This is a genomic window from Petrimonas sulfuriphila (assembly GCA_038561985.1).
Lineage (GTDB): Bacteria > Bacteroidota > Bacteroidia > Bacteroidales > Dysgonomonadaceae > Petrimonas > Petrimonas sulfuriphila.
On sequence record CP073276.1, the window covers coordinates 1,567,473 to 1,588,595 of the forward strand.

General features: G+C 45.6%; 17 protein-coding genes and 1 pseudogene. 9 read left to right on the forward strand and 9 right to left on the reverse strand.

The features are described from left to right. The first annotated feature begins 70 nt into the window (after positions 1 to 70). From KCV26_06460 to creD, 4 genes are all read left to right on the forward strand, one after another. Positions 71 to 3,346 carry a hypothetical protein gene (locus tag KCV26_06460; protein WZX38011.1) on the forward strand — a complete coding sequence of 1,092 codons (3,276 nt, stop codon included), beginning with the start codon at positions 71 to 73 and terminating at the stop codon, positions 3,344 to 3,346. A gap of 77 nt (positions 3,347 to 3,423) precedes the next feature. Beyond that, the gene (locus tag KCV26_06465; protein ID WZX38012.1) at positions 3,424 to 4,056 is read left to right on the forward strand and encodes a hypothetical protein; all 633 of its coding nucleotides are present in this window, start codon (positions 3,424 to 3,426) and stop codon (positions 4,054 to 4,056) included. Next, positions 4,053 to 4,355, forward strand: coding sequence for a transcriptional regulator (locus tag KCV26_06470; protein ID WZX38013.1), 303 nt, complete (start codon positions 4,053 to 4,055; stop codon positions 4,353 to 4,355). Before KCV26_06465 ends, KCV26_06470 begins: the two co-directional genes overlap by 4 nt. A 28-nt stretch (positions 4,356 to 4,383) precedes the next feature. Beyond that, on the forward strand, positions 4,384 to 5,766 hold the full coding sequence (gene creD, locus KCV26_06475; GenBank protein WZX38014.1) for a cell envelope integrity protein CreD: 1,383 nt from the start codon (positions 4,384 to 4,386) through the stop codon (positions 5,764 to 5,766). Here creD and KCV26_06480 read toward each other — a convergent pair. The 5 genes and pseudogenes from KCV26_06480 to mnmA form a co-directional block, all read right to left on the reverse strand. After that, a pseudogene (locus KCV26_06480) lies at positions 5,758 to 6,072 on the reverse strand (tyrosine phenol-lyase). The gene creD and the pseudogene KCV26_06480 overlap by 9 nt on opposite strands. A gap of 75 nt (positions 6,073 to 6,147) precedes the next feature. Then, positions 6,148 to 7,380: a GTPase HflX gene (hflX, locus tag KCV26_06485; protein WZX38015.1), complete on the reverse strand. Its 1,233-nt coding sequence runs from the start codon at positions 7,378 to 7,380 to the stop codon at positions 6,148 to 6,150. A 37-nt stretch (positions 7,381 to 7,417) separates the two neighbouring features. After that, complete coding sequence (locus KCV26_06490) at positions 7,418 to 7,918, reverse strand: outer membrane beta-barrel protein (GenBank protein WZX38016.1); 501 nt, start codon at positions 7,916 to 7,918, stop codon at positions 7,418 to 7,420. A 12-nt stretch (positions 7,919 to 7,930) separates the two neighbouring features. Then, positions 7,931 to 8,566: a trimeric intracellular cation channel family protein gene (locus KCV26_06495; GenBank protein ID WZX38017.1), complete on the reverse strand. Its 636-nt coding sequence runs from the start codon at positions 8,564 to 8,566 to the stop codon at positions 7,931 to 7,933. After that, on the reverse strand, positions 8,566 to 9,630 hold the full coding sequence (gene mnmA, locus KCV26_06500) for a tRNA 2-thiouridine(34) synthase MnmA (GenBank protein ID WZX38018.1): 1,065 nt from the start codon (positions 9,628 to 9,630) through the stop codon (positions 8,566 to 8,568). The genes KCV26_06495 and mnmA overlap by 1 nt, the downstream gene beginning before the upstream one ends. 102 nt (positions 9,631 to 9,732) lie before the next feature. On the opposite strand from mnmA, the gene KCV26_06505 reads away from it, so the two are divergent. The 3 genes from KCV26_06505 to KCV26_06515 all read left to right on the forward strand — a co-directional run bounded on the left by KCV26_06505 (position 9,733) and on the right by KCV26_06515 (position 15,135). Then, entirely contained in the window at positions 9,733 to 11,271 is a 1,539-nt protein-coding gene (locus KCV26_06505; protein ID WZX38019.1) for a peptide MFS transporter, read from the forward strand. 198 nt (positions 11,272 to 11,469) lie between these two features. Beyond that, positions 11,470 to 13,185, forward strand: coding sequence for a single-stranded-DNA-specific exonuclease RecJ (gene recJ, locus KCV26_06510; GenBank protein ID WZX38020.1), 1,716 nt, complete (start codon positions 11,470 to 11,472; stop codon positions 13,183 to 13,185). A gap of 27 nt (positions 13,186 to 13,212) precedes the next feature. Further along, positions 13,213 to 15,135, forward strand: a complete 1,923-nt coding sequence (locus KCV26_06515) for a RecQ family ATP-dependent DNA helicase (protein ID WZX38021.1) — start codon at positions 13,213 to 13,215, stop codon at positions 15,133 to 15,135. On the opposite strand, the gene KCV26_06520 is transcribed toward KCV26_06515, so the two are convergent. The 4 genes from KCV26_06520 to mutY all read right to left on the reverse strand — a co-directional run bounded on the left by KCV26_06520 (position 15,112) and on the right by mutY (position 18,752). Further along, positions 15,112 to 15,744: a 4'-phosphopantetheinyl transferase superfamily protein gene (locus KCV26_06520; GenBank protein WZX38022.1), complete on the reverse strand. Its 633-nt coding sequence runs from the start codon at positions 15,742 to 15,744 to the stop codon at positions 15,112 to 15,114. The two genes, KCV26_06515 and KCV26_06520, sit on opposite strands and share 24 nt — an antisense overlap. Positions 15,745 to 15,748: 4 nt before the next feature. Further along, on the reverse strand, positions 15,749 to 17,077 hold the full coding sequence (gene gldE / locus KCV26_06525; GenBank protein ID WZX38023.1) for a gliding motility-associated protein GldE: 1,329 nt from the start codon (positions 17,075 to 17,077) through the stop codon (positions 15,749 to 15,751). Positions 17,078 to 17,162: 85 nt separating this feature from the next. Continuing rightward, the gene (gene ssb / locus KCV26_06530) at positions 17,163 to 17,603 is read right to left on the reverse strand and encodes a single-stranded DNA-binding protein (GenBank protein WZX38024.1); all 441 of its coding nucleotides are present in this window, start codon (positions 17,601 to 17,603) and stop codon (positions 17,163 to 17,165) included. Between the two features lie 72 nt (positions 17,604 to 17,675). After that, positions 17,676 to 18,752, reverse strand: coding sequence for an A/G-specific adenine glycosylase (mutY, locus tag KCV26_06535; protein ID WZX38025.1), 1,077 nt, complete (start codon positions 18,750 to 18,752; stop codon positions 17,676 to 17,678). Between the two features lie 174 nt (positions 18,753 to 18,926). Here mutY and KCV26_06540 point away from each other — a divergent pair, with 174 nt between their 5' ends. Continuing rightward, complete coding sequence (locus tag KCV26_06540; protein ID WZX38026.1) at positions 18,927 to 19,214, forward strand: integration host factor subunit beta; 288 nt, start codon at positions 18,927 to 18,929, stop codon at positions 19,212 to 19,214. Positions 19,215 to 19,511: 297 nt separating this feature from the next. Then, positions 19,512 to 21,080 carry an Rne/Rng family ribonuclease gene (locus KCV26_06545; GenBank protein ID WZX38027.1) on the forward strand — a complete coding sequence of 523 codons (1,569 nt, stop codon included), beginning with the start codon at positions 19,512 to 19,514 and terminating at the stop codon, positions 21,078 to 21,080. Positions 21,081 to 21,123 lie beyond the last annotated feature (43 nt).

Genomic DNA, 21,123 nt, shown 5'->3' on the forward strand with positions numbered 1-21,123 from the left:
TTTAGAATAAGAAGTATCTTTATGTAATGATTATGTGATATTTTTGCAGAAACTATTAAATCAACGAATAATGAAAGCATATCTGTCGCGCCGAAAAGAACGATTTTTCTTTTTCTTTCTTTACAGCATGTCCCTATTCTTTTTCTTTTCTTGTTTGAATCCACAGGAAAAAAAAGAATCGGAGAATGGTCTGTTAAGTGAAGAGGCGTTTAAAACGCCAGACAGGGAGTATTACCCCGAAACGTGGTATCATTTTATCGGTGGAAACGTTTCCAAACCGGGAATAACCGCCGACCTGGAAGCTATAGCTAAAGCGGGGATCTCTGGCATTCAGTTGTTCCATGGCCAGTTCGGAGGAGAATGGCCCGGTGTTTCGCCTCAGATTCAGACCTTAAGTGAAGATTGGGACGAACTTGTACAATGGACGGCTGAAGAGTGCAAAAGGTTGAATCTGCGGTTTACCATGCAAAATTGTCCCGGCTGGTCGTATGCCGGTGGGCCGTGGATTGAACCGGAGAATTCCATGCGGCACCTGGTATATTCGCGGACAGACCTGGCCGGAGGTGTCGCGTCGGAGATAACCCTGGCAAAGCCCGGGAACATAGAGGAAGAGTGGCGCGATTACCGGGATTTGTTTGTGATCGCGTTCCCAACACCCGAAGGTGATACTGGCGCACGGTTGATCCCTTCCAGAATCACAAGCAATCGCTTCGGCTTGTCTTGGCGCGATTGCCTGGTAGACCGGAAGACCCTCACGATCCCTCCTTCGGTGGATGAACCTACTGTCGTGGATATCACGTTTCCGGAAATAACTACCTTGCGAACGGTTGAATTTCCTCCCATAAATTCCTATTCGCATGCCCGGGTTTATTCACCGGGAGTAAAGGTAGCCGTTTACGCCAACTTGCCCGGTGAAAGGCGCCGGGTGGCATTTATTGACATGCCGGCTGCAAACTGGCAGGACGACCAACCCCTATCGATTGCCTGTGCAGAGACACCTTCCGATTCTTACCGGATTGAGATTTCCAACCTGCATGAAATGACTTTGCCGTACATCCATTTTTATTCTGCTGCCCGTCAGCAGAACTGGGAGTCAGAAGCCGCGTGGACGTTGAGAAGGATTGTCAGGGAGGAATATCCACAACAGGATCCCCGCTCCTGGGTTGATCCCTCCACGATTGTGGACATATCCAATCATATGGATTCTTCAGGAAAACTTAACTGGACTGTTCCTGCGGGGAACTGGACCGTTCTTCGTATAGGACATGTCAATACGGGCCAGAAAAACGGACCGGCCCCTCCCGAAGCAACGGGCTGGGAGGCAACCAAACTCCACCCTAGCGGTATAAGAGCGAACTTTGATGGGTACGTCGGGCGTTTGATTAAAGGAGATGGAGCGCTGAAAGACGGATTGCTGCAAGGCGTCCTGCTGGATAGTTGGGAATGCAAGACGCAGACCTGGACGACCGATCTCGATAAAATATTTGATAATCAATGGAGTTACGCCCTTCGCTCCAGGTTGCCTGCCTTGTTCGGGTATGTGGTGGATAATCCGGAGAATACAGCGCGGTTTCTTCGTGACTGGCGCGTGACCCTCAACGATCTGCTGGTGGAAAACTTTTTTGGGGAGATAAAAAAGCTGGCCGATGAAAACGGATTGACGGTCTCTTTTGAGACGGCATCGGGTGATGTTTTTCCCGGAGATATTCTGGAATACTACAAACATGCCGATGTTCCCATGTGTGAATTCTGGCAGCCACGCTCGGATTCGTTTGTGGGGAGCATTGAATTCAAGCCGGTCAGACCGGCCGTCTCTGCCGCGCGGGGTTACGGAAAAAAGAGGGTGGCGGCAGAAGCGTTCACCTCTTTCAACCTTACTTGGGATGAACATCCCCGTTTCTTAAAAGACATTGCCGATGACCATTTTGCCAAAGGGGTGACCCATCTGGTTTTCCATACTTATACTCATAACCCGCGTACGGATTTCCTGCCTCCCGGCACATCGTTCGGAACAAAGATCGGTACGCCGTTCCTGCGCTTACAGACCTGGTGGCAGCACATGCCCCTGTTCACGGATTACCTGGCGAGGTGTAATTACATGCTGGAAACGGGAAACCCGGTATCGGACGTATTGATGTATCTGGGAGACGAACAAAATCATAAGCCGCCCCAGTTACTTCCTTTCCCCGAAGGATATTCCTACGATTATTGCAATCCCGATATTTTGTTGAACCGCTTGTCGGTTAAGAATGGCAAGCTGGTCACTCCTGAAGGAATCCAGTACCGAGTGTTGTGGTTGTACGATTGCAGGAGGATGCTGCCGGAAACGTTAGAAAAGATCGCTTCGTTCGTGGAAGCGGGGGTGATTCTTGCCGGAGATGCCCCGTCGGGTATAGCTACCTTAAGCGGTGGGGATGAAACAAAACTGAGGTTCGACAAAGCCGTCGGAAAACTGTGGGGAGACGGCTCGAAAAACATGCTTACCCTGGGGAAAGGGAAAGTTTACAATACATCAGATATAGCTACCGTTCTGACAGCGGAAAATATCCCGCCGGACATTCTTGCCCATTCCCCCGACCTGCGCTGGCTGCACCGCCAAACTGGTGAGTCCGGCATCTATTTCCTCTCAACCTCTCCTGAAAAGGGGTACCGGGGCTTGGCTTCTTTTCGTATCCGGGGAAATGCGGAACTTTGGGATCCGTTATCCGGGGAAATCGTTGCGGTAAATTCCAACGTAAAGGATAATTACACGGAGGTTGAACTGGATATTCCGGCCGGAAGCTCCTGTTTTCTCGTTTTTAAAAATAGAAAATCGAATAAGCCGCTTAGACAGCCGCAACCAACGGAAAAGTTGGACTTAAGCCAGGCATCCTGGCAAGTTTATTTTCCCGGAGGGTGGGGAGTGGAAAACTCACCGGTGGTTACCCAAAAACTGATTGCCTGGAAAGATTTCCCGGTATCGGAAGAAGGGAAATCTTTCTCCGGGACGGCTACCTATGAGACCACCTTTACGTTAGACCGTAAGTCTGGAACAACGGCGTACCTCTTGAATTTGGGCCGGGTGGAGGTTATCGCCAGAATAAGGATAAACGGCCAGGAAGTTGGTACTTGCTGGACCTCACCGTACGTGCTGGATGTTACCCGGTATCTGCAGGAAGGAGAGAATAATTTGCAGGTGGAGGTAACCAGTACCTGGTTCAACCGGTTGGTGTACGATGCCGGGTTGCCTGAAGAAAGCAGGAGAACATGGACCATTGCGGGGCCCGAAGCCAAAGCCCCGCTAAAGGAGTATGGGCTTATGGGACCGGTTTCAATCGAGTTGGTCAGCCGCTACAAAAACAATTAAAATAAGTTAAAGTCGGTGTATTTTGTGCCGGCTTTAATTTTTTATCCTTTACTTTGTAGTTCAAAGTACTTTTTATTATGAAAAATATTGAAGCAATAGAAACTGTAAAAGAGATCAGGGCGATGATGGAGAAGTCGTCGAGGTTTATCTCTTTCAGCGGCACTTCCGCCATCCTTATCGGTTTGTACGCGTTGGCGGGGTCATGGATTGCCCGGAGTGTACTGACTTCGGTTAACTCCGTGCCGGACGGTTATTCCGCTCCGCCGTGGCTTGCTGTTGCGCCACAACTTATTATTACGGCACTGCTTGTGTTTGTCCTGGCATTGGGGACGATCCTTTTTTTCTCGGTACGGAAAGCAAAAAAGAGGCAGCAGTCTTTTTTTAACAAACCGGCTTACCGGACATTTTTCAACTTTTTCCTGCCGCTTACTACCGGAGGTATTTTTTGCCTGGCCCTGCTTCTCAATGGATACGTCGGGATTGTTGCACCAGTCATGTTGCTGTTCTACGGTGTTTCGTTGATCAATGCCGCCAAATACACCTACGGAAGTGTTTTCGGGTTGGGCTGCGCAGAGATAGTTTTAGGCCTGCTGTGTGCATTCTTTCCCGGAAAAGGCCTGCTGTTCTGGTCGGCCGGTTTCGGAGTCTTGCACATCCTTTACGGAATTTATTTCTACGTAAGCATCGAAAGAAAAGAAAGGTTATCGTGAAGGAATTTCTCGAAGATATTAACAAGGCTTTCGAAAGCAAGGTACGCCTGGGCATAATGTCGATGCTGATGGTGAATAATGAGGTGGATTTCAATACGTTCAAGGAAATGTTGGGCCTCACCGATGGCAATCTGGCAAGCCACCTCAAAACGCTTGAAGGATTGGGGTACATTGAAGTGAAAAAGGAATTTATCGAACGGAAACCCCGGACAACATATTCCAGGACCTGTGAAGGCGAACAAGCCTTCAAGGAGCATCTGCAAGCATTGGAAGCATTTATTAAACAGGCAACCGATTAAAAAAGCTTTATCTAACAAGTAAAAAAATATGGAAACAGAAAAACGAAACCTTATCGAGCGGTATTCTACAACCATCAAGGCCTTTTCCGTGGCAATACTTACAGTGATGTTGCTTATTCCGCTGGCCATGATCCAGTCGCTGATCCGCGAGCGGCAGAACACCCGGCAGGGAGCAGTGCAGGAGATTACATCGAAATGGGGAGGGGAACAGACCGTTACCGGGCCCTGCCTTGTGGTTCCCTATGAGGAAATCAGGGTTGAGGACAAAAAGGAAATCACGGTAAATAGAAACTTGCTGGTGTTGCCCGAAACATTGGATGTAAAAATCTCCACACGGGTAGAAAAAAGGAAAAGAGGCATTTACGACGCATCGGTTTATGGCTCCGATATTGTTTTGTCGGGACAGTTTGATGGGTCGGTAATCACCCGGCAGAATGTACAACTTTCACAGGTTAAATGGGACGATGTGCGGATTATTATCGGACTTTCCGACCTGAAAGGCATAAAAGACAATGTTTCGTTACAGAGCAATGGGCAGACCACAACCTTCGACCCCGGAATTCCTGTTGAAAACCTGGAAACCGGCAGGGGAGAAGCGGGTAAAAATGCCAACATCACATACGAGTTGTTCCGTGTGGGATTGAACGCGAAAATGGATTCCCTCAATCCCGATTCCGCCTTACAGGAAACGTTCCCTTTTACCGTTTCGTTAAAATTGAACGGTTCGCATGGGCTATACATCGTTCCTACGGGGAAAACTACCACTGCCGCCATACGGTCGGATTGGGCAACACCCAGTTTCGACGGTGAATTCCTTCCCCAAACTCGGGATATAGATAAGGCGGGCTTTTCGGCAGAATGGAGGGTGCTTGATCTTAACCGTAGTTTCGGACAGGCTATACGTTCCGACGACAGCAATGCCATTAATCAAATGGCATCGTCACGATTCGGGGTGCGGTTTATTCAGGCGGTCGACCAATACCAGCAAAACATGCGCAGTGTCAAATACGGCATCCTCATCGTCTTGCTCACCTTTGTGGTGGTTTTCTTTATAGAGCTGTTGCAAAAGAAGCCGGTAAACCCGTTCCAATATATACTTGTCGGGTTGGCTTTAGTGCTGTTTTATACCCTGTTGCTTTCCATGTCCGAATTGCTTGGGTTTAATCTCGCGTACCTTGCGGCGGCGGTCATGACCACCCTTTTGATCATGTTCCACATGGGAAGCATCCTGAAAAGCCGTAAGAACGGTTTTTTGGTAGGCACATTGCTTGCTTTCCTTTACCTCTTTATATTCATTCTTATACAAATGGAGAGCTATGCCCTGCTCGTCGGCAGCCTGGGATTGTTTGCCATCCTGGCCGTGATCATGTATTATTCGAAGAAAGTAACCTCTTCGCTGTTTTCATTCTGACCGCTCCAGCTCAACTGTAAAATGGCGCATGATGGGTTCTTCGTACGTAATGGAATAACCTTTTGTAATTTTGTCCCGCCGGTCGTATACGTTTTTGAGTGCTACTGCTACTACATCCATATGGTTGTTGGTATACGTCCGGCGGGGTATGGCCAACCGGAGAAGTTCCAGGGCCGGGTAACGGTTTTTGCGGGTTGTCGGATCGCGGTCGGCTAGTAAAGCTCCTACTTCCACGCCTCGGATTCCCGCTTCCATATACAGCTCGATACCCAGTGTCTGGGCGATAAATTCTTCCCTCGGTACATTATAGCAGGGATAAGGTTCAATTATGCATTGAAGTAAGGGTAGCCGTCCCGGCGTTTGATATGGATATATTGCAGTTTAAATCTCCGTTTCTTCATCATAAGTCTGGTACAAGAAATCGTTGTATGGGAATCGTTGTATGTGAATTTCCCTGGCTCTTTCGTAGATGAGTGACTTAAGCTCTTCGATGTTAGTTTTTTCTTTTGCTGAAATAAAAATGGCGTTCTCGTTGAGTTTGCTCATCCACGACTGTTTCAGTTCTTCGAGCGATGTGTTTTGCCGGGTTTTGGGCGTTAGGTCGTCTTCCTCTTTTTCAACGTGCGAGAAAGCGTCTATTTTGTTGAAAACCAAAATCGTTGGCTTCTTGGTTTTATCAATTTCATAAAGTGTTTTTTCTACCACGTCGATCTGTTCTTCAAACGCAGGGTGTGAAATATCCACGACGTGGACGAGAATATCTGCTTCGCGCACTTCATCGAGGGTAGATTTAAACGACTCAATGAGGTTTGTGGGCAATTTACGGATAAATCCTACCGTATCCGTCAACAGGAGAGGAAGGTTTTCGATGGTGACTTTCCGTACAGTAGTGTCGAGCGTGGCAAACAGTTTGTTTTCGGCAAATACTTCCGATTTGCTCAGCAGGTTCATCAGCGTGGATTTGCCTACATTGGTATAGCCAACAAGAGCTGCGCGCACGAGTTTTCCCCTGTTTTTTCGCTGGACGGTCTTCTGTTTATCTATGTCTTTGAGTTCGTTTTTAAGGCGTGCAATGCGATCGAGAATAATTCGCCGGTCAGTTTCCAGCTGAGTTTCTCCGGGACCGCGCATAATGACACCTCCTCCTCCTCGCTGACGCTCCAGATGGGTCCACATTCTTGTTAAACGGGGAAGCAAGTATTGGTATTGTGCCAGTTCTACCTGTGCTTTCGCATGCGACGTCTGTGCACGCATGGCAAAGATATCGAGGATAAGGCTTGTCCGGTCGAGTATCCTGATTTTCAGTTCTTTTTCAATGTTCCGGATCTGTTTTGCCGATAGTTCATCGTCGAAAATAACCACGCCCACTTGGTTGTCTTCATCCAACACATACTCCGATATTTCCTGCAGTTTCCCCGTACCAACGAAAGTGACCGCGTTAGGCATATCCAATCGCTGAACGTAACGTTTGCCGGGAACAAGCCCGGCTGTTTCGGCCAGGAAAGCCAGCTCGTCCAGGTACTCGTTTACTTTCTCCTCGCTTTGTTCGGGCGTGATAAGCCCTACTAGAACAGCGTTTTCGTTTTTTATCTCACTTGTTATAAAATCTTTCATTTTTCTCGCAGATTTTTTAGGCTATTAGGCTAGCCAGTTATATCCAAAACCCGATTCCGGCCGTGAAAGACGATTGCGAAAAGTCTTTGATAAACCGGTATTTGTATTCGACACTGATCCTCGTCTTGTATCCGAAGTCATACTGAATGCCCAGTCCCAGGTTAGCGCCAATACGGTGTTTCGTCCAGTCCTGCAACCCCGTGTCGTTTGTTTTTGATGCGTCGAACTTCCGGTTTGAATAATTCAATCCTGCCACCGGATAAAAAGAAAACAACCACGACAAGGGAACTATGTAGTGCGCGTCGGCATCGGCTTCCCACATACTGTTCCCTTTTGACGGTAAATAACAGCTGAAAGAAGGAGCAAACCGCAGTTGATTGGTGTGATAATAATGCAGGTGTATGCCTGCTCCAACATTTTTTGCCTTGTTGCTATAGCCTGCGTGGACTCCCAGCCCCACAGTCCCTTCGTACTGTGCGAATGATTTCGACGGGAACAGGGCCAAAAGCAGGATGGATAAACCGATGAGTCTTTTCATGTCGTACCCCATTTATAATTTGTTTTTTTCTCCTTTTAAGATCGGCAGATGCCATTGGAATTTTACAGCCAATATCCGGGTGAGTATTACAATGGATGCCGTTGCCACCTCGTTGACCACTATGTTCAGATCGAGTGCGTATCCCATTGTGAAGAAAATGGCCCCCGCAACACATGCCAGGGCATAAATCTCTTTTCTGAAGATAAGCGGGATCTGGGTGATCAGGATGTCGCGAAGCATCCCGCCGAAAGAACCGGTAATCGTGCCCATAATAACTGCCACCCACGGAGCAAAACCCATTGCCAGCGTTTTCTCGGCCCCCACTACCACAAACAGCCCCAAGCCAATACTGTCGAAAAGAAAGAAAGTGTATTGAAGCCTGACCACCTTGTTTTTGAACAACAGGACAAACAGAAGGGCCAGCAGCGTTGCCCAAAGATAGACCGGGTTCAGCATCCAGAAAGGGGTTACGCCAATGAATAAATCGCGGAGCGTTCCGCCTCCGATAGCTGTGACAAACCCGATGGTGAATGCGCCGAACAGATCGAAATTCTTGGTCGATGCCATCCGCACCCCGCTGATGGCAAAGGCGAAGGTCCCAAGAAATTCGATAATGTTTACAAACTGGATGTTTTCTATCAATTCCATTAAATTATCATCCCGCTTCCCAGGCACAAGTGACTTTCCGTGTCATACACCACTCCGAACTGGCCTGCGGCGATACCCTGGATAGGCAAGCCGGAGGAAATGCTGTACAGATCGCCGGTTTTAGAAATGCGCCCCCGGGTAAATTCCGGAGTATGACGGATTTTAAACGTAACTTCTTTTTCACCGTCGAAGTCGCCCCAGATATCTTTGGTTATAAACGAAAATCCCTGAAGATTAACCACATTGCCATACTGATGCCTGGTGTTGTATCCTTTTGATACGTAAACGATGTTGCGGTTCACGTCTTTTTTTATTACAAACCAGGGTCCGCCGCTTAAGCCGAGGCCTTTTCGCTGGCCGATGGTGTGAAACCAGAATCCCTGATGCCTGCCGATAATGTTTCCCGTTTCCAACTCTACGATCAGGCCCTCCTTTTTGCCGAGGTAGCGTTCGATAAAGTGGTTGTAATTGACTTTGCCGAGGAAGCAGATCCCCTGGCTGTCTTTTCGTTGAGCCGAGGGGAGTTTATTGTCCGCAGCAATTTTCCTGACTTCCGATTTTAACAGGTTCCCGATAGGAAACATCAGTTTTGCAACTTGCACGTAACTCACCTGCCCTAAAAAATAGGTCTGGTCTTTTACGTGATCTTTAGCGGTGGAAAGCCACGTCAGGCCTTCTGATTCGGTGGTTGTAGCGTAATGTCCCGTGGCAATCTTATCGAAATGATGTCCCCATTTTTGTTCGAAGGTTCCGAACTTGATCAGTTTGTTGCACATCATATCCGGATTGGGAGTCAATCCCCGCTTCACCGAATCGATGGTGTATTGAACCACGCTGTTCCAGTACTCTTCGTGCAACGAAACAATTTCGAAGCGACAGCCGTACTTTTTGGCGATAAAGGTCACGATCTCGATATCCTCTTCCGAGGGGCAATCGATATAGCCCTGTTCATCCTCCATGCCGATCTTGATATAGAAAATGGTGGGATCGTAGCCCATCTCTTTCAACTGATGAACCACAACAGAACTATCCACGCCTCCCGACACCAATGCTGCAATTTCCATTATTTTGTTCTTTTTCGGATGCAAAGTTACGAAATAGATAGTAGTTGGGCGTTACGTTTCGGCTAAAAGTTATAATTTTGAGGTCTCAAAGAAAAGAACGTTATGTCTGCTGCACACTCCTCTCACCCCAAAGGGCTGTACTTTATTTTTATTACCGGAATGTCGGAACGCTTCAGTTACTACGGAATGCGTGCTATTTTCACCCTGTACCTTATCAATGCGCTGATGCTCGATAAAGAGTTTGCGTCCGCCATTTACGGAAACTATACCGGGCTGGTTTACCTGACCCCGCTTATTGGAGGCTACGTTGCTGACAGGTATCTGGGCATGCGCCGCTCCATATTCTGGGGGGCGCTTCTGATGGTGATGGGGCAGTTCCTGATGTTTTTCAGTGCTCTCCATTTCGAAAACACCGAACTGGCCAAATGGCTGATGTACGGCGGATTGGGCGGCCTTATTTTCGGCAATGGTTTTTTTAAGCCCAACTTATCGTCAATTGTCGGCAGGCTCTATGAACCCGGAGACAAAAGGCTCGATTCAGCCTACACCATTTTCTATATGGGAGTGAATATGGGTGCTTTTATGGCTCCTCTGCTGTGCGGATACCTGGGTGACACCGGGAATCCGGCCGACTTCAGGTGGGGTTTCCTCGCAGCTGCAATAACTATGGTGTTAAGCCTGGTGTTCTATGTTGCCAGAAACAGCCGTTACCTGGTAGGCCCCAACGGTGAGGCCATCGGAATAGTTCCTGCCCAAAAGGCCGGGCGTGAAAGTGCAGGAGAGTTGGGTGTTGATCTGGGTAAAAAACTGAATGTTTGGCAGTTATCCCTGTGGGCAGTTGGCGGTGTCCTTTTGTTTTTCCTTTTCCTGAAAGGGTTCGACGGAGACATCATCGGTGCCGTTATCTATTCGGCTTGTATCGTTGTTCCCGGCTTTGTCATTTCTGATCCCACACTGACAAAAATTGAACGGCAACGGATCCTGGTAATTTACATCATTGCATTTTTCGTTATTTTCTTTTGGGCCGCTTTTGAACAAGCGGGAATCTCTTTAACCTACTTCGCCGAAGAACAAACCAACCGCCATGTTTTCGGATGGACAATGCCTGCGAGCTGGTTTCAATCGTTCAACGCGGTATTTGTCGTGCTGCTGGCTCCGTTTTTTTCCGCGCTCTGGATTAAGTTGGGTCAAAAAAACAGGGAACCGGCTTCCCCGACCAAGCAGGCTATCGGGTTGTTTTTACTTTCGCTGGGGTACTTGCTCATTGCTATCGGTGTGAAAAATGTGGCACCGGATGCGAAAGTGAGCATGCTCTGGCTTACCGGTTTGTATTTTATCCATACCATGGGCGAGCTAACCCTCTCTCCCATCGGGTTGTCGATGGTTAATAAATTGTCCCCTGTACGCTTTGCCTCGTTGCTGATGGGCGTATGGTATTTGTCGATGGCTACAGCCAACAAATTCGCCGGAACGTTAAGTTCTCTCTATCCCGAAGTAGGAAAGACTAAAATATTCCTTGGTTTTGAGGTTACTACGTTGTTCGATTTTTTCATGATTTTTGTGGTTATGTCGGTCTTGGCGTCGGTAGTGTTGTTTGTCTTATCCAAAACACTGCAAAAACTGATGCACGGAATCCGGTAAGGAGAAAAAGCTGTTTTTTTTATTCCGGTCAAATTATATCGATATTTCAAAAGTTTTTTTCTAACTTTACAAATTAATATTTTGCGATAACTATAAATAGATACAATTTCGCACGGCAACAAAGCTTCAAGTGTGAATGGATGGTTGCCTTTCACCGGACAATGTCCGGTTTCCGAGAGAAAGAAAAAAACTATATAAATGACCTACAAATGGAATTATCTTACCCTGACAACCGACCAAAAAAATAAAAAAAATGAACTGACGAAAGAAATACAAATTGATCCCGTACTGACAGAATTGTTGCTGAAACGAGGCATTTCAAGCGTGGAAGAAGCCCAAAAATTTTTGTATCCGAGCCTCAGCGATTTGCACGACCCATTCTTGCTGCCCGATATGGAGGAGGCAATAAGACGTATAGAACAGGCAATCGGGAACAAAGAACGAATTCTTATATACGGAGATTATGATGTAGACGGCACTACCGCCGTTTCGTTGGTTTATAAGTTTTTACGGAAGATAACCAATAACATTGATTATTATATACCGGACAGGTACGACGAAGGGTATGGCATTTCGATTCAGGGAATCGATTATGCCGTTGAGACAGACGTTAAACTTATTATCTCCCTCGATTGCGGCATAAAGGCAATAAAAAAAGTAGCTTACGCTAAAGAGCACGGAATCGATTTTATTATTTGTGACCACCACATGCCCGATGAGGAACTGCCAGATGCTGTGGCAGTCGTAGACGCCAAACGGGCAGACTCCATCTATCCTTACAACGAGCTTTCCGGCTGCGGAGTCGGATTCAAGCTGATTCACGCTTTTTCCATACGTAACGGCTTGGCATTTTCAGATATCGAGCCGTTGCTCGATTTGGTGGCGATAAGTATTGCTGCCGATATCGTGCCCATTACGGGAGAGAACCGGGTGATGATGCATTTTGGGTTGAAACGGTTGAATGCCAATCCCAGTTTTGGATTACGGGGAATTATTGAGATTTGCGGATTAAGTAAAAAGCCCATTACAGTTAATGACATTGCCTTTAAAATCGGTCCGAGGATCAATGCTTCGGGGAGGATGATGAACGGCAAGGAGGCTGTTGATCTGATGCTGGCCGGTGATATGTCGCAGGCCAGAGAGAAAGCAGTCAACATCGATAAATACAACGAAGATCGCCGCGAGTTGGACAAACGGATTACCGACGAGGCCGTTGATTTTGTGGATAACCGTTTTAATATTGCTGAACATAAGAGCATCGTTTTGTACAACGAAACATGGCACAAAGGCATCATTGGCATTGTTGCTTCGAGGTTGACGGAGAAATATTATCGTCCGGCAATCGTTCTTACCAAATCGGGTGGAATGATATCCGGATCGGCGCGGTCTGTCAACAATTTTGACGTTTACAAAGCCATCGAGGCCTGTAAAGATATCCTGGAAAATTTCGGAGGGCACACATACGCCGCCGGTCTGACCCTCAAGGAAGAGAACCTATCGGAGTTCAAGCGCAGGTTTGACGAGATTTCCTTTGAAGAAATCGAAAGTAAAATGATGCAACCTCAAATAACGGTGGATGCGGAAATCTCCCTGAATGCCATTACGCCCAGATTTGTTCAGGAATTAGCGTTGTTCAACCCTTTTGGGCCGGAAAACGAGAACCCTGTCTTTGTTACCCGGGGAGTTTTGGATGCCGGAGGCAGCAAGCTGGTGGGTCGGGGATTTCATCATATCAAGCTTGAGCTTGTGGATAGAACCGTTTCCGAACCCGTACAAGCCATCGCATTCAGTTCCGATGAACATTTCAAGAAAATCAAGGAAAAGCAGCCCGTGGATGTTTGTTACACCATCGAAGAGAACCGTCACGGTGGAAGTACGTATACTCAGTTATTGGTAAGGGATATTAAGGGATAGGTTTGGAGTTTGAATAACAATTGAATAATGGAGTCGGCATTGTTTCACGGTATCCTGAAAGAATACTGGGGTTACGATTCGTTTCGCCCGCTTCAGGAAGAGATTATTCAGTCGGTTTGGGAACGAAAAGATACGCTCGGGCTGATGCCTACAGGAGGTGGAAAGTCACTCACCTTCCAGGTTCCCGCGCTGGCCATGGACGGATTGTGTTTGGTTGTAACGCCGCTAATTGCGTTAATGAAGGATCAGGTAGACAACCTACGTGAGAAAGGCATTAAAGCCACGGCCGTTTATTCGGGAATGTCTCGCGATGAGATTATTACCGCTCTTGAGAATTGCATCTTCGGCGATTATAAATTCTTGTATGTCTCCCCCGAAAGGCTCTCTTCCGATATTTTTCTGACAAAACTCCGTGCCATGAACATTTGCCTGCTTGTGGTGGATGAGTCCCATTGTATCTCGCAATGGGGGTATGATTTTCGCCCTTCGTACCTGAATATTGCAGATGTCCGCGATCGCCTGGTGAATGTGCCCGTACTGGCGCTTACGGCAACGGCTACATGCGAAGTAGCCGACGATATCCAGGAAAAGTTGCATTTCGGGAAAAAGAATGTATTCCGGACAGGCTTTGAGCGGGATAACCTTTCGTATGTGGTTCGCACGGCCGAAAACAAAATGGCCGAACTTATACATATCTTAAAATCGGTAAAGGGTTCTGGCATTGTTTATGTGCGCAGCCGGCGGGAAACAAAAGAGATTGCGGTGGCTTTACAAAAGACAAAAATTTCGGCCGATTTTTTTCATGCGGGCTTATCGCATGAAGAAAAAGTGTATAAGCAAAATGCCTGGAAAACGGGTGAATGCCGCGTTATTGTTTCAACCAATGCCTTTGGAATGGGTATCGATAAGCCCGATGTGAGGTTGGTTATCCACATGGACTTGCCCAATTCACTGGAAGAGTATTATCAGGAGGCCGGACGAGCCGGACGCGACGGTGAACGTTCATACGCCATTGTTTTATATACGAAAGCGGATAGTGTCAAGCTTAAGAAACGGGTTTCCGACTCCTTCCCCCGGAAGGAATTCATCATAAGGGTTTACGAAGCGCTGGGCAATTACTTCCAGGTTGCCGTCGGTTCGGGGGGCAGTAACGTTTATGATTTTAACTTACATGAATTTTGCCACGTTTTTAAATTCTCCCACCTCCAGACGCATCACGCGTTAAAAATTCTTGAGCTGGCCGGGTACATTGAGTATACCGAAGAGGTGGATTCACGTTCCCGCTTGAGGTTTTTGGCTTTCCGGGATGAGCTTTATTCGTTGAACTTATCGAAAGACAATGATGAACTGGTTCATACCATTCTCAGAAACTATACCGGTGTTTTTTCGGATGATGTATATATCGACGAAGCTATGCTGGCCATCCGGTTGGGAAGAACGCGTGAAGAAGTTTATCAGGCACTTATTCACCTGGCCAGACTCCGCTACATTTATTACGTGCCGCACAAGAAAACACCTTTTATTGTTTATACCTCTTCGCGTGAGGATACGCAGTTTGTTGCCATTCCCAAATCAGTTTACGAAGAACGTAAGAAGCGGTTCGAAAAAAGGATTGCTTCAATGGCTGATTATGCTGAAAACGAACGGATTTGCCGCAGCAGGATGTTGCTGATTTATTTTGACGAAAAAAATCCGAAAGATTGTGGCAGCTGCGATGTCTGTTTGCGAAAAACGGAAACCGGATTGACCAATTATGAGTTCAACAAGATTGAAACACTGCTTGCCGAGTCTTTAGAAGCAACTTCTCCGCAGCGGTTAGACAACTTGCTGCAGTCAATTCCGGGTTTTCCTGCCGAGAAAGTGATAAAGGTAATCCGTTTTTTAGTGGATAGGGGTAGATTGTCTTTGAATGACGATGAAATCGCTTTATCTGTCCACCGCCCAGGTTAATACCGCATCCGGCAGTACCTCGTAGTGAATTTGAAACGTTTTTTGCTGGGGTGTTTTGGATTCGTTGGCTTGAAAAACGCCCTTTCTCTCGGGATTAAAAGGGTGAATATGAAGGTGTTCCTTGAAGTCTATTTCACTCTCCTCCATCATCTTAAACATGGTTTCTTTCGCCGACCAGTGCAGGAGTTGATGGATTACCTGTTGCGAGTGATCGATATACTCGTTTTCTGAAATAAATTTATCCGCCAGTTTGCTCACCCGTCCCGAAATGGTTTCCACATCAATCCCAACGGAATGTTGCTTATGCAGCAAAACAGCCGCATAGTCTTTCGTGTGGGAAATGCTTATCTTGTAGGATCCATCGATTAAGAATGGCCTCCCGTCAGGACGGTTGTCGATCATTTTTTCTTCACCCAAAAGCTCAAACAATAAAACCCGGGTGGTAAGCCATTCAATAACTCTCCTTTCCGAACGCATTTTTGAAACATACTCCTCCGCAGCTCTCTGCTGCGATTGAGGCAACGAAAGAAGTAAAGCCTGGTGATTGTCGGTTATTTTTCCTATGCCGATAAGACCGTCCCCGTCGATATGTTCCTTGCGAAGCAACATTGTTTTAGTCGCTGTCTCCTTTCGGAGGAATAAACCGGACTTTCATTATCCGGCGTTTACTCATCTCTTCAGCCTGAAATCCGTATTTCTTGTATTCCACCAGCTCCTTACGTTTAGGGAAATCCCCTTTTAGCTCCAACATCAATCCTGCAATGGTGTCGGCATCTTCCAGCAGTTTTTCGAAATCTTTTTCCGGAACACCGGTAACTTCGATGAAATCTTCAAGGGAGGTCTTCCCTTCAAAAATATAAGATCCGTCCTGGGCAATGGTATAGAAAGGTTTTGCTTCTTCGTCGTACTCATCACTGATGTCTCCAACGATCTCTTCCAGAATGTCTTCCATGGTGACAATCCCGGTGGTGCCTCCATACTCGTCCACCACAATCGCCATGTGGTTTTTGTTGGCACGAAACTCTTCCAGCAGATCGTCAATCCGTTTTGTGCCGGGCACAAAATAGGCTGGACGGATTAGGGATTGCCAGCGGAAATTTTCTGTCTTAATAAGATGTGGCAACAGATCCTTAACATATAAAATGCCCCTGATATTATCAGGGTTCTCTTCGAAAACGGGAATTCGCGAAAACCCGGCTTCTACAATAAAATGGATGACATCCCTAAATGAGGTGTTGATATCGATAGCCACCATATCGCTTCGTGATACCAGGATATCCTCCACCGTTTTGTCCTTGAAACGGATAATGCCCTCGAGCATATCTTTTTCCTGCTCCTGCGTGATTTCACCCGATGTAATTTCAAGTGCCTTGGATAGATCGTCCATTGATATTTCGTATCTTTTCCGAATAACGCTTTTGCTAAAGATATGGCTTGTTCTTACCAGGAACGAAGAAAAAGGATTCATCAATTTATTCAGGATTTGAATAAACCGGGAATGGCTACGGGCGAAAGCCAGCGATCGTTGAGAAGCATATGTTTTTGGAATAATTTCCACAAAAAGGAGTATGAAAGCGATGATAAACAGGAACTCGAGAATAATTTTATTGTTGCTGCCCGAAAAGTAGGGGATAAGGTTCAGCAGGTAGAAAAGCAACGTGACGATCGTTATGTTTAGGGCATTGTATGAAATAACAATAGCGCTCAGTAGTCTTTCCGGGTTCTGGAGCAAGTGAGAAACACGTACGGATGCCGGATCTGCATCGGTATTAATTCCTTCGGTCTCTTCCTGATTGAGGGAGAAGAATGCAATTTCAGCACCGGAAATAATCGAATTGATGAATGTTAGTGTCAGGGTAAGTACAATCAACAAATAATCAGCTGCCGACAGCGCGGCTGCTTGTACTTCAGGATATATAAGCGAAAGAGGATCAGGATCCAATGGGGGAAAATTTAGTGAAACAAAAGAGAATGTTCCAATCCGGAAAAAGGGATTAAAACATTCTCTGCAAAATTACGATGTTTTTTTAAAACGGCAAATCATCTGCTTCAGAATTATCGTTCAAATCTACCGGATCGTTGTAAGAAGTGTCGTGTTTATCGTTCTGAAAACCTGCACCTTCTCCCGCTCCGGCTCTGCGGTTAAGCATTTCTACGTTATCGGCATAGATTTCGGTAATATATCTTTTTACACCGTTTTGATCGTCATACGAACGTGAACGGATCTTTCCCTCGATATACAATTGTGTGCCTTTTTTCACAAATTTTTCTACAATCTGTGCCAATCCTCTCCAACAAACAATATTGTGCCATTCCGTACGTTCGGGAACCTGCGTCCCGTTTGCTGCCGTGTATCCTCTCTCGCTGGTTGCCAAAGGGAAATTCGCTTTAACGTTGTCATTGTCAAAATACTTGATCTCCGGGTCTTTCCCTACATTTCCTACTAAAATAACTTTATTTACCGACATAGCTTAAAAAAAATTTGGTTTAAGTAAATCAATTCAAAACAAAATTAGTGATTATTTTGGATTCAGCAAGTTTTACCGGTAAATTGTTTCGAGATACTTATGGATAAGCCGCGATACAGGATATTCGGATATGGATGTAGCTGGTATTTTGATAAATTTCTTCTCCAAACCGCTCATTTCTTGTTTGCTGAATTCAACCCGATAAAAATCAGCAAGGATAATCTGATGCGACAACACGTGCCTGAGCCGGAGTTTGTGTTGAAGAAAAATTTCGTCAGCAGCTTGGAAAAGAGTAGATAATCCAGGGTGGTCCTGTAGCATAAACAAATCGCTTTGTTTCTCTGTCTCGATAAGCGGGAACTCGTATAGATTTTTCCAGATATCTGGATGCTCCCTTTTCTGAATATACGTATATCCGTTTTGTTCGATATGAAAATAATTAAAATAGCGTATTTTGGGGATTGTTTTTCCTTTTTTGACGGGAAAATCGGACATGTTTTTTCTTTCGAAAGCCAGGCAAACACTCTGTAAAGGACAGTCCTGACATTTGGGAAGCCTGGGGGTGCAAATCAGTGCGCCCAGTTCCATAATGGCCTGATTGTGATTACCCGGATCTTGTTGGTCTAGAATGGATGTAGCCGTTTCGGTAAAGAGTTTCTTCCCGCTTGTGGAATCTATAGGTTCTTCAATGGCAAACAGCCGCGATAACACCCGGTAAACATTTCCGTCAACAACGGGGTAGGGTAGCCCAAAAACGATGGATGCAACAGCTGCGGCCGTATATTCTCCAACACCCTTGAGCAAAAGGATGTCGTTGTGTGATGAGGGAAAAACTCCGTCAAACTTTTCCATAACCTGCCGGGCTGCTGCGTGCAGGTTTCTTGCCCGTGAGTAGTACCCCAATCCCTGCCACGCTTTCAATACGTCATCTTCCTGCGCCCGGGCTAGCGATTTTATGTCCGGGAATTTTTCCATAAACCGCAGGAAGTAGTCATATCCCTGACTTACTCGGGTTTGTTGCAAAATAACTTCTGAAACCCACACGACGTACGGGTCTTTTGAATCTCTCCAGGGCAGAATTCGTCGATGACATTCGTACCACTCTTGTAAAATATTGCTGATCAGCTTGTCGCTCTCTTTTTTACGCATTGTGCTTATAGAATATGGTGCAAAACTACGTTAAAAACACGTGCATTCAAGAAAATGCGTGAAAAAAATAAAATTAAATCGTATTTATTTTTTGGGATGAAAAAAAAGCTATATATTTGCAGTCCAAAATTTTAAGAATTAACTATATTATCACTAACATTAAAAAAAAATAAAATGACTAAGGCAGACATTGTAAACGAAATTGCGAAGAATACGGGTGTGGATAAGGCATCTGTTTTGGCAACAGTAGAATCTTTTATGGAGGTTGTAAAGGATTCGTTAGCAAATAAAGAGAACGTTTATCTGAGAGGTTTCGGTAGCTTTATCGTGAAAAAAAGAGCCGAAAAAACTGCTCGCAATATTTCTAAAAATACGACCATCATTATCCCTGCACACAATATACCTGCTTTTAAACCGGCAAAAACGTTTGTTGCTCAAGTAAAGGATAACACAAATAAATAACAGGATTACGTAAATTTTAAAAACTAAAGAAGATGCCAAGCGGAAAAAAAAGAAAAAGGCATAAAATGGCTGTTCATAAACGGAAAAAAAGACTGAGAAAAAACAGGCATAAAAAGAAGAAATAGTCTTTTTGAAAGTTTTTTGACACACTTTATATACGGGAACAAACTTAAAAGATTATATCAAAAGAGTTTGTTCTTTGTGTATAAACATTTCAAAAGTGTTCGTGAGAACACTGCTTTCTGCTCAGAGGAGCAGAAAGCCTGATTAATCAAACATTTAAAAACAAAAAAAATTGTGGCAAGCGAACTTGTAGTGGATGTTCAGCCTAAGGAGATTACGCTGGCGGTTCTCGATAACAAAAAACTCGTAGAGTTACAACAAGAGAGCCAGAGTGAATCTTACGCGGTGGGAAACATCTATTTAGGCAGGGTCAAAAAATTGATGCCTGCGCTAAATGCTGCATTTGTAGATGTAGGACACAAAAAGGACGCTTTTCTTCACTATTTGGATTTAGGGGTAGAATTTAACTCTGTTTCGAGTTTTCTGAAAACGATTGAAGACAAGAAAAAGATTCCGTTGTTGCAGAAAATGAAATTGCAGCCCGAAATCGAGAAAGACGGTTCCATATCGGACAAATTAAAGGTGGGACAGGAGGTCCTGGTGCAGGTCGCCAAAGAACCTATTTCGACCAAAGGCCCGAGGTTGACAGCCGAAATTTCTTTTGCCGGAAGATTCATGGTGCTGATACCGTTTATCGATCGCGTTTCGGTTTCGCAAAAAATTAAATCGCGTGAGGAACGCGCACGCCTTCGACAACTCGTGCAAAGCATTAAGCCCAAGAACTTTGGCGTAATCATTCGTACTAACGCCGAAGAGAAAAGAGTCGCAGAACTTGATGCAGAGTTAAAAGTATTGGTTAAACGTTGGGAAGATACTGCAGAGAAATTGCCAAAAGCAAAAGCACCGTCGCTGGTTTTTGAAGAAACGGGACGGACGGTCGGATTGCTTCGCGATATTTTCAGCCCATCGTTTGAACAGATCCACATCAATGATCAGGATGTGGCAAAACAGATTGCCGAGTATGTCGGTTTAATTGCTCCCGACCGGAAAAATGTAGTCAAACATTACAACGGAGCAGCACCAATATTGGACAACTTTGGCATCACCAAACAGATTAAATCGCTCTTTGGCAAAACCGTTACGTTTAAGAACGGCGCTTATCTCATTATAGAGCACACCGAGGCATTACACGTTATTGACGTGAACAGCGGAAACCGCAATAAACAATCGCTCGGTCAGGAAGACAGTGCTTTTGAGGTGAATGTTGCTGCCGCTGAGGAAATTGCCCGCCAGCTGCGTCTGCGTGATATGGGTGGCATCATTGTAGTCGATTTTATCGACATGAGTTCGGGCGATCATCGCAACAAGCTGTTCAATAAGATGAACGAGTTTCTGGCATCGGACAGAGCGAAACACAAAATTCTCCCGCTGAGCAAATTCGGGTTGATGCAAATCACGCGTCAGCGCGTGCGCCCCGAAATGGAATTAGCCACAAGCGAGGTGTGCCCCACTTGCTTTGGAAAAGGGAAGATTAAATCGTCGATTTTATTTACCGACACGTTGGAGGGTAAAATCGATTATTTAGTAAACAAGCTAAAAGTGAAGAAATTCAGTCTGCATATACATCCTTATGTTGCAGCTTATATTCAACAAGGTTTATTCTCGTTGAAATACAAATGGAAAAAGAAATACAATGTTGCTTTGAAAGTAATACCCAATCAGAGTTTGGGATTCCTGCAATATGTGTTTTACGACAAAGAAAATAACGAAATAGACCTGAAAGAAGAAATTGAAATGAAATAAAGTTACGCGTCAGCGAAACGTCAAGTAAAAACCGAATTGCGGA